Origin of the sequence: Saccharopolyspora sp. NPDC002686 (assembly GCF_040295745.1) — a bacterium.
In the GTDB taxonomy this organism is placed as follows: Bacteria; Actinomycetota; Actinomycetes; order Mycobacteriales; family Pseudonocardiaceae; genus Saccharopolyspora; species Saccharopolyspora oryzae.
The window spans coordinates 1-7,968 of sequence record NZ_JBEOVY010000354.1; the positions used below are offsets into that span (position 1 = coordinate 1).

General features: G+C 69.0%; 10 protein-coding genes. 3 read left to right on the forward strand and 7 right to left on the reverse strand.

All coding sequences use genetic code 11. The features are described 5' to 3' along the window. Positions 1 to 63: 63 nt before the first annotated feature. Positions 64 to 999: a phosphate/phosphite/phosphonate ABC transporter substrate-binding protein gene (locus ABTZ89_RS32140; protein WP_351051837.1), complete on the reverse strand. Its 936-nt coding sequence runs from the start codon at positions 997 to 999 to the stop codon at positions 64 to 66. 140 nt (positions 1,000 to 1,139) lie between these two features. On the opposite strand from ABTZ89_RS32140, the gene ABTZ89_RS32145 reads away from it, so the two are divergent. Further along, on the forward strand, positions 1,140 to 2,300 hold the full coding sequence (locus ABTZ89_RS32145; protein WP_351051840.1) for a cytochrome P450 family protein: 1,161 nt from the start codon (positions 1,140 to 1,142) through the stop codon (positions 2,298 to 2,300). Positions 2,301 to 2,394: 94 nt separating this feature from the next. Next, a complete protein-coding gene (locus ABTZ89_RS32150; protein ID WP_351051843.1) occupies positions 2,395 to 3,267 on the forward strand; it encodes a DUF72 domain-containing protein in 873 nt (290 codons plus the stop codon). Here ABTZ89_RS32150 and ABTZ89_RS32155 read toward each other — a convergent pair. The 6 genes from ABTZ89_RS32155 to ABTZ89_RS32180 all read right to left on the reverse strand — a co-directional run bounded on the left by ABTZ89_RS32155 (position 3,244) and on the right by ABTZ89_RS32180 (position 6,782). After that, positions 3,244 to 4,260: a hypothetical protein gene (locus ABTZ89_RS32155; RefSeq protein WP_351051846.1), complete on the reverse strand. Its 1,017-nt coding sequence runs from the start codon at positions 4,258 to 4,260 to the stop codon at positions 3,244 to 3,246. The genes ABTZ89_RS32150 and ABTZ89_RS32155 overlap by 24 nt on opposite strands. Positions 4,261 to 4,358: 98 nt before the next feature. After that, on the reverse strand, positions 4,359 to 5,078 hold the full coding sequence (locus tag ABTZ89_RS32160) for a protein phosphatase 2C domain-containing protein (protein WP_351051849.1): 720 nt from the start codon (positions 5,076 to 5,078) through the stop codon (positions 4,359 to 4,361). Positions 5,079 to 5,080: 2 nt separating this feature from the next. Further along, positions 5,081 to 5,527, reverse strand: a complete 447-nt coding sequence (locus ABTZ89_RS32165) for a MarR family winged helix-turn-helix transcriptional regulator (RefSeq protein WP_270949563.1) — start codon at positions 5,525 to 5,527, stop codon at positions 5,081 to 5,083. A 73-nt stretch (positions 5,528 to 5,600) separates the two neighbouring features. Next, positions 5,601 to 5,960 (reverse strand): hypothetical protein, encoded by a 360-nt coding sequence (locus ABTZ89_RS32170; protein ID WP_351051852.1) that lies wholly within the window; start codon positions 5,958 to 5,960, stop codon positions 5,601 to 5,603. A gap of 40 nt (positions 5,961 to 6,000) precedes the next feature. Beyond that, the gene (locus tag ABTZ89_RS32175) at positions 6,001 to 6,429 is read right to left on the reverse strand and encodes a hypothetical protein (RefSeq protein WP_502949630.1); all 429 of its coding nucleotides are present in this window, start codon (positions 6,427 to 6,429) and stop codon (positions 6,001 to 6,003) included. A gap of 110 nt (positions 6,430 to 6,539) precedes the next feature. Further along, on the reverse strand, positions 6,540 to 6,782 hold the full coding sequence (locus ABTZ89_RS32180) for a hypothetical protein (protein ID WP_351051854.1): 243 nt from the start codon (positions 6,780 to 6,782) through the stop codon (positions 6,540 to 6,542). 153 nt (positions 6,783 to 6,935) lie between these two features. On the opposite strand from ABTZ89_RS32180, the gene ABTZ89_RS32185 reads away from it, so the two are divergent. Beyond that, on the forward strand, positions 6,936 to 7,847 hold the full coding sequence (locus ABTZ89_RS32185) for an AurF N-oxygenase family protein (RefSeq protein ID WP_270949566.1): 912 nt from the start codon (positions 6,936 to 6,938) through the stop codon (positions 7,845 to 7,847). Positions 7,848 to 7,968: the final 121 nt, after the last annotated feature.

Sequence of the window (7,968 nt, forward strand, 5' to 3'; positions counted from 1 at the left end):
ACCAGCAGAAATGCAGCGGGGACCGCAGTTTCAATTGAAACTGCGGTCCCCAGCCAGGGCCGATCAGCCCTCGGTGCACTGCTTGTCGCGGGTGACGTCGCAGACCTGGCGGACGCTGTCGAAGGTCTTGTCGTCGGCCGGGACGAAGCCCCAGTAGCCGCCGATGTCGCACTTGTCGGTGCAGAACCCGTTCGCCTTCAGGTAGTCGGCGTTGGCCTTGGTGCGGAACGCCTCGGTCACCTTCGCCTTCAGCGCCGGGTCGAGGTCGTCGGAGATCGCCGCCGGGGAGCCCGGGATCAGCTCCGAGCGCCACACCACCCGCAGCTCACCCGGCTTGACGCTGCCCTTCTCCGGCAGCAGCTTGTCCACCATCGCGTCGTAGGCGAACCCCGCCTCGCACTGCCCGCTCTGCACGCCCAGCGCGGATGCGTCGTGCCCACCCGCCATCACCGGCTTCACGTCGCGCTCGAAGTCGACCCCGGCGGTCTGCAGCGCCGCCTTCGGGTAGAGGTAGCCGGAGGTCGAGTTCGGGTCGACGAAGCACACCCGCTTGCCGCGGAAGTCCTCGAGGCGCTGGATCGGCGAGTCCGCCCGCACCAGCCCATAGGACCGGTAGCCGGGAGCCGTGCCCGGGGTTTCGACCTGCGCGCCGAGCGGCGAGATCCGCACCCCGCTGTTGCGCGCCACCACGTAGGACAGCGGACCGTACATGGCGATGTCGATCTTGCCGGTGCGCTGGCCCTCGATGACCGCCGCGTAGTCGGTGGCCTTCTCCACCCGGATCTTCTTGCCGGTCTCCTTCGCCAGCATGTCGACCAGCGGTTTGAACTCCTGCTCCAGGCTGGTGGAGTCCTCCGACGGGATCGACGCGAACACCAGCTCGTCCGGGTTGCGCGCGCCGCCCTGGTCGCTGGCCGCGCTCGGCCCGCAGGCGGCGAGACCCAGCGGCAGCACCGCGCAGGCGACAACGGCGAGCAGTCGCCGGGAAACGTTGAACATGCAGGTCCTCCGATCGCGAAGTTGCGCGGAAAGCGTGCGGACGACAGGTGGAGGAGTCGTCGGCTTCGGGTTAAGCGCGGCGGAACGCTGCGGGACGGTCTCGGGCAGCTGACCCCACAACTCGGGTAGGTTCCGGGGACGTGATCGAGATCGACTCCTCCTTCGTCACCGAACCGCGCGCCACCTACGCCCGACTCCGCGAGCAGGGCCCGGTGCACCGCGCCACCGCCCCGGACGGGACGTCGATCTGGCTGGTCACGCGCTACGCCGACGTCCGCGCCGCGCTGGCCGATCCGCGGCTGTCGCTGGACAAGAAGAACTCCGCCGGCGGTTACCGCGGTTTCTCGCTGCCGCCCGCGCTGGACGCGAACCTGCTGAACATGGACGCCCCGGAGCACACCAGGCTGCGGCGGATCATCGGCAAGGCCTTCGCCCCGCGCCGGATCGAGCCGCTGCGCCCCCGCGTCCAGCAGCTCGCCGACGCCCTGCTGGACGACCTGACCGAGCGCGAAGCGGACCTGATGCCGGCCTACTGCGGGCCGCTGCCGATCGCGGTGATCTGCGAGCTGCTCGGCGTCGGCGAGGCCGACCGGCCGGACTTCCGCTCCTGGACCGACCACCTGCTCGCCCCGGAAACCCCCGACCAGGCCCGCAACGCGCTCGGCTCGCTCCACGGCTACCTGCTCGACCTGATCGCGGCGAAGCGCGCGAACCCCGGCGCGGACTTCCTCAGCACGCTGGTCTCGCTGCGCGACGAGGAGGACCGGCTCTCCGAGGACGAGCTGACCTCCGCAGCGTTCCTGGTGCTGTTCGCGGGCTACGAGAACACGGTGAACGTCCTGGGCAACAGCCTGGCCGCACTGCTCACCAACCCAGCTGCGCTCGCCAGGGCACGCCAAGGCATCACATCGTCCACAGTGGACGAACTGCTGCGATTCGACCCGCCACCGCAGCTCGCGATCCGCCGATTCCCCTTGGCAGACGTGGAAATCGGTGGCGTGACCATTCCCGCGGGCGAAACCGTCCTGCTGTCCCTGGTCTCCGCCCACCACGACCCCGACCGCTACGCCGATCCCGAGCACCTGGACCTCGACCGCGCGGACAACCCGCACCTGGCCTTCGGCCACGGACCGCACTACTGCCTCGGCGCCGCACTCGCCCGGATGGAAGCCGAGATCGGCCTGAACACGCTGCTCAGCCGCTTCCCGGACCTGGCCCTGGCGGTCCCGGAACAAGAGCTCCACTGGCGGAACTCCTTCCGCAACCGGGGCCTCCGCACCCTCCCCGTCACCCTCCGCTGACCGGTTCCGCCGCAAATTCCATTGAAATCGAAGGTCCGATTTCAATGGAAATTGCATCATCCCCGCCCCGGAGCCGCGCGTACCGTGGGAGGTGATGCGCTCGACGTCGATTCGGATCGGCACGTCCGGCTGGGTCTACGGACCGTGGCACGGCCCGTTCTACCCGCGCGACCTGCGCCGGGGCGCCGAGCTCGAATACCTGTCCCGACGCCTCAACTCCACCGAGATCAACGCATCGTTCTACTCGTTGCAACGCCCGGAGCACTACGCCCGCTGGGCGGAGCAGACCCCGGACGATTTCCTGTTCGCGGTCAAGGGAAGCCGCTACATCACCCACATGAAGAAGCTCCGGGAAGCGGAAACGCCGCTCGCGAACTTCTTCGCCAGCGGGGTCCTGGCCCTGGGCCCGAAACTGGGCCCGCTGCTCTGGCAGCTCCCCCCGTCGCTGCCGTTCGACGCCGACCGCCTCGCGGAGTTCTTCAGCCTGCTCCCCCGCACCACCGGCGCAGCGGCCGAGCTCGCCGCTCGCCACGACGAACGCCTGGAGGGCCGGGCCCTCACCGAAACCGACGCCGACCGCCCCCTCCGCCACGCCTTGGAGGTCCGCCACCCGAGCTTCGCGGCCCGCGAACCGGTGGAGCTCCTCCGCGCCCACGGCATCGCCCTGGTGGTGGCAGACGCGGCAGGCGACTGGCCGCACCTCGAAGACGTCACGACCGATTTCGTCTACCTCCGCTTCCACGGCGCGGAAGAGCTCTACGCCAGCGGCTACTCGTCAGAAGACCTGGACCGCTGGGCAGAACTGATCCGCGCCTGGCACGAGGGCAAGGCCCCGAGAACACCCCGCACGATCGCCCCACCACCCCGGGCTTCGAAACGCCGCCGGGACATCTACGCCTACTTCGACAACGACGTGAAGGCGCACGCACCGGAAGACGCCCTGTCACTCGCCGACCGCTGCACCTGAACCGGGCAGCTCCTGCCGGTCGCCGAACCGGTCGCGCACGAGTTGCGCCAGGTCGCGGTGGCCGTGGGAGTCGAGCGCCTCGGCCAGCCGGTGGCCCAGCGCGGCTCGTTCGTCACCGGTGGCCAGGCGTTCGATCGCGGCGAAGACGTGCTGCTCCGCCCCGACTTCGAACTCGTCCACGACGAACGAGTGCACCGGGTGGATCCAGTTCGGCGCATCGCTGTCCGGAATCCGCCTGTCGTGCGCGGCGGCGGTCAGCTTGCGCAGGTTGCTGATCTGGCGGACGGCTTCGTCCAGGTCACCGTCCTCGTGCCGCGCGAGCCACCAGACCAGAGCACTGCCCGGCGACTGCAGCACGTCCTCGGCGAAGTACGTGCGCTTGTTGCGCTCGTGAGCGCGCTGACGCTCCCAGAGCTCCTCGTCCTTGCGAGCGGCGGCCAACTGCCGCAACCGCTCCTCGTCGGCGTCCGGCAGCGCCAACCGAACCGCGCTCGCCCAGGCCACGACGTGCCCGGACGGGTCCGAACGCGGTGTCCCGAGCACGGCGTTGAGCCGGTACTGCGCCAAATCCCCGTCCTCCGGCGAAGTCTCAGCAGCGATCTGCCCGGCCTGTTCCAGCACCAGATCCACCGCGAGCCCGGCCGGATTCGCGTGCGGCAACCCCGGAGCATCGGGCTTGACGTACCAGAAGACCGCGCCGGAGAAGGAGAACCGGTACTCCGGATGAGCGCTGCGCAGCGGAGTGCCGGACACCTGCTGCTCGCTCGGCTGCGGCAGCGCGGGCTGCTCGACCGGCACTTCTGCCGCTGGCACGTCCTTGCGCCCCACCCGCCCCAACAACCACCAGCTGACGACCCACGGACCGGCGATCGTCAAGCCCACCAACCCGATCCACAACCACGCGGGCCACCCGTAGCGCAGCCCGAGCACCACCCAGATCAGCGCCCCGATCACCGACACGACCTTGACGGCGGTGCGTTGATCCCGATTCATCCCGTTCCCTCCACACACCGGTTGGCTGCCACCCAACTGATTACCGGGTGCGAAGACCCCTGCGAACAGTCCACCCGCATTTGCGCTCGAACAGAGCACTAGAAAGACAGGAACACCGCGGTGGCGTCGTCGTGGGGTTTGCCCCTGGCGGGTTTCGGGGCGGTGGATTCCGCTTTTCGGACTCTGGTCAGGAGTTCGGTCGGGCCTTCTCGTTCCAGGAGGTCCAGGAGGTTCGGCCAGTCGGACAGGGCGAACATCTCCACGTAGCGGGAGGCTCCGTCGCTCAGGAGGGCTGCTCGGCTGATGTCGTTCAGGGAGCCTTGGAGGGCTTCGTAGGCCGCTTCCGGTTTCGTGCTCGCCACCCAGAAGCCGTCCGGGTGGTTTCGGAGGTCTCGCACCGCTTCCTGCGTGTAGCTGGGGAGGCGGTCCAGGCGGTCGTCGACGATCGCGCCGTGGTCGAAGACGATCGGGCTGTCCGCGAGCACCAGGTACTCGACTTCGTCGCCCGCCCGCAGGATCGACACCGTCGACGACGGGCTGGACGGGTTCCGCAGGTCGCAGGTGTCCGCGTGCGCCGCGCACGTCGACTCGACGGCCTCGGCCAGGAGATCCGCCAACGGCTTTCCGGACACCACGAGCCGTGCGGCCAGTTCAGCGCCGAGGCGGTGCACCAGCCACGGAACGTCGTGCGCGCAGCCACTGTCCACACCGGACGGTGCGGTGGCGCCGTCCAGGACGAAGGCCCAGTTCGGGCCGACGGCGAAGTAGTCCTCGTTCACCCGGCCCGGCGTTGCCAGCGTCGCGCAGGTCGCCTGCACGCTCAGGCGCCCGGGAGCTGGTGCAGCGCTGACACCAGCGGCGCCAGCTCCGGCGTCTCCGCCGCTTCGGCGAGCGACTTCTCCAGGACCTCGTCGTGGGTCGGGCGCGCCTTCTCCAGCAGCTTCCGGCCGGCGTCGGTGAGCTCGGTGTAGATGCCGCGGCGATCGTCCTTGCACAGGATCCGCGTCAGCAGCTCCCGGTCCTCCAGCCTGCTGACCAGCCGAGTCGTCGCACTGCTGCTCAACGCGGTGGCGCGGGCGAGCTGCTGCATCCGCATGTGCCACCCGTCCTGCCGGTTCAGCGCGTCGAGCACCGTGTACTCGACGACCGACAACCCGTGCTCGGCCTGCAGCGCCTTCTCCAGCTCAGCCTCGAGCCGGCCGTGCAGAGCGGCGAGAGTCCGCCAGCCCCGAGCCCGGACCTCAACGGCGTCGTCACCGATACCCATCCCGCACCTCCGCCCCCAGAGCCTACCAACGCGCGCCCACAAGAAGCGCCCGCAAATACTCCTCGCCCGCCGACTAGCCGGCCAGGCGGTGGAAGCCGGTGAGGTGCGGGGTGAAGGGGACGTCGGGGCCCAGGCCGGCTCGGACCCGGGCGTCCGGGTCGCCGAAGACCGCGAAGTCCTTGACGGTGCAGTGCGCCATCACCGCCTGGATGTGGGGGTCCGCCAGCTCCCAGTGCCGGAGGACCGCGTCGGAGTCGCGGTAGAGCTGGAAGCTGGTGCACTCCATCCGGTCCTCGTCGATGAACACCTCCACCAAGAGCTGCGGGCCGTGCTCGCCGGCGAAGTCGACCGCCGCGCGCACCGCCGCCTTGAACTCCTCGAGGTGCCCGTCGGCGATCTGCATCAGGTTCCGGAACAGGATCGGCTCAGTCATGGACCGAGCCTGCAACCTCGACCGCGGTGGAGATCAAGGGTCAGTGGTCGTCGTGGCGGTAGAACATCTCCTCCAGGTGGTCCGCTGTTTCGGCGATGAAGTTCAGCGGGTCGGTGAACTCGTTGATGTCCAGGTTCAGCAGCGGGACCGCGTGGCGGAGCAGGACGTGCTCGCCGACGATCACCGCGCCGCACACCACCGAGACCTGACCCAGCTCCACCAGCAGCTTCTGCAGGTCCACCTCGGCCGCTCGGCCGATCACCGAGAGCACCTGCACCCAGTCCTCGCGGCCGTCGAGCTCCTCGCGGCCGATGATGACGATCTGGCTGCGGTCGTCCTCGTACTCGACGAGGACGCGGATCTCGTCGTCGCTGTCCTCGATGATGCGGTACTCGGTCTCGGTCTCCGCGTCCTCGGCCACCGCGTACTCGGCCCGGACGAATTCGGCGAGGTCTTCCCAGGTCGCCACGCAACCTCCCCAGTCGCAAAGCGCGCTCCCGGCGCGATTTCGACGGTGATCGTGCCACGGCGCCCGGTCGCCCGGGCCGGTTTTCCGCCCAACCGGTGACCGCCGGGAGATCAGATCCGGGCGAACAGGACGTACGCCTCCACACCGCCCCTGCCGTTGGCGGTGACCGAGAAGTGCTCGACCGCCCACCCCGCGGCCTCGATCGCCTCGATCCGCTCCGCCCAGGGATCGATCGCCTCGTCCTTCCCGCTGCTCAACGCGATCAGGCGGACGACGAACCTGGCCCGCCCGCCGGTGCGCGCTTCGACCGCCATCTCGGCCAGCTCGGCCGCGCTGTTCTTGAAAAGCCCCATACCGGTCATCCAACCAGGTTCGCGGCGGCCCGATATTGCCAATGGCCATTGACACGATCGCCGATGTCACCGATGCTGGGATCCGTTACCTCGGGTAACACCTACCCACCGGGTGGGGATCGCCGACGTCATCACCCCCGCAGGGAGCGTCCCATGACCAGCAGCATCGCCAAGAGCGACGAGCAGCCGACCGACCGCCAGGACGTCGCGGACCGGCTGCTGCGCTCATCGGAGGTCCTGTCCTACGACCCCGTCCAGGAAGTGGACTGGGAGACTCCGCTCGACACCGACTACCACGGCACCAGCCCGGAGTGGAGCACGCTGTACGGGACCGCGTACTGGGCGGAGATGACGCCGGAGCAGCAGCGCGAGCTGACGCGCCAGGAGGCCGCGTCGGTGGCCAGCACCGGCATCTGGTTCGAGATGATCCTGCAGCAGATGGTGCTGCGGGACTTCTACGCCAAGGACCCGACCGACCCGGCCTTCCAGTGGGCGCTGACCGAGATCGCCGACGAGTGCCGGCACTCGATCATGTTCGCCCGCGGCGCCGCGAAGCTGCGCGCCCCCGCCTACCGGCCGACGCGCACGGTCGTCGAGCTGGGCCGGGTGTTCAAGACGATCGCCTTCGGCGAAGCCGCCTACGCCGCGATCCTGGTCGCCGAAGAGGTCCTCGACGTCATGCAGCGCGACTGGATGCGCGACGAGCGGGTGGTGCCGTTCGTGCGCACCGTCAACAACATCCACGTCGTCGAGGAATCGCGGCACATGAAGTTCGCCCGCGAGGAGACCAAGGCGCGCCTGGAGGGCGCGAGCTGGCTGCGGCGGCAGATCCAGGCCGTCGTGGTCGCCGGCGCGTCCTACTTCATCGTCACCAGCATGTGGAACAAGAAGGTGTACGAGAACGCCGGTCTGGACGTCAAGCGCGCCGTCCGCGAAGCGAAGGCCAACGAGCACCACAAGTCCATGCTCCGCTCCAGCTGCGCAGGCCTCATGGAGTTCCTCAACTCGGCGGGACTCCTCACGAAGGCGTCGCACTGGTTCTACAAGCGCGCGAACCTGATCTGAAGCTCCTTCCTGTCTGAAGCTCTCGCTTTGCGTGGCGGTGCGGGTAGCGGAACCTCAGCGCCCGCCTGGACTCCGGGTGCCCGACTTTATGTATGCCAATACACGGCAGCCGGGCCGTCCT

What these genes read in the sequence shown, in the direction of transcription:
- ABTZ89_RS32150 (WP_351051843.1), top strand. Translation starts at nt 2,395, where the DNA reads ATGCGCTCGACGTCGATTCGGATCGGCACGTCCGGCTGGGTCTACGGA.
- ABTZ89_RS32165 (WP_270949563.1), bottom strand. Translation starts at nt 5,527, where the DNA reads ATGGGTATCGGTGACGACGCCGTTGAGGTCCGGGCTCGGGGCTGGCGG.
- ABTZ89_RS32170 (WP_351051852.1), bottom strand. Translation starts at nt 5,960, where the DNA reads ATGACTGAGCCGATCCTGTTCCGGAACCTGATGCAGATCGCCGACGGG.
- ABTZ89_RS32180 (WP_351051854.1), bottom strand. Translation starts at nt 6,782, where the DNA reads ATGGGGCTTTTCAAGAACAGCGCGGCCGAGCTGGCCGAGATGGCGGTC.
- ABTZ89_RS32155 (WP_351051846.1), bottom strand. Translation starts at nt 4,260, where the DNA reads ATGAATCGGGATCAACGCACCGCCGTCAAGGTCGTGTCGGTGATCGGG.
- ABTZ89_RS32185 (WP_270949566.1), top strand. Translation starts at nt 6,936, where the DNA reads ATGACCAGCAGCATCGCCAAGAGCGACGAGCAGCCGACCGACCGCCAG.
- ABTZ89_RS32140 (WP_351051837.1), bottom strand. Translation starts at nt 999, where the DNA reads ATGTTCAACGTTTCCCGGCGACTGCTCGCCGTTGTCGCCTGCGCGGTG.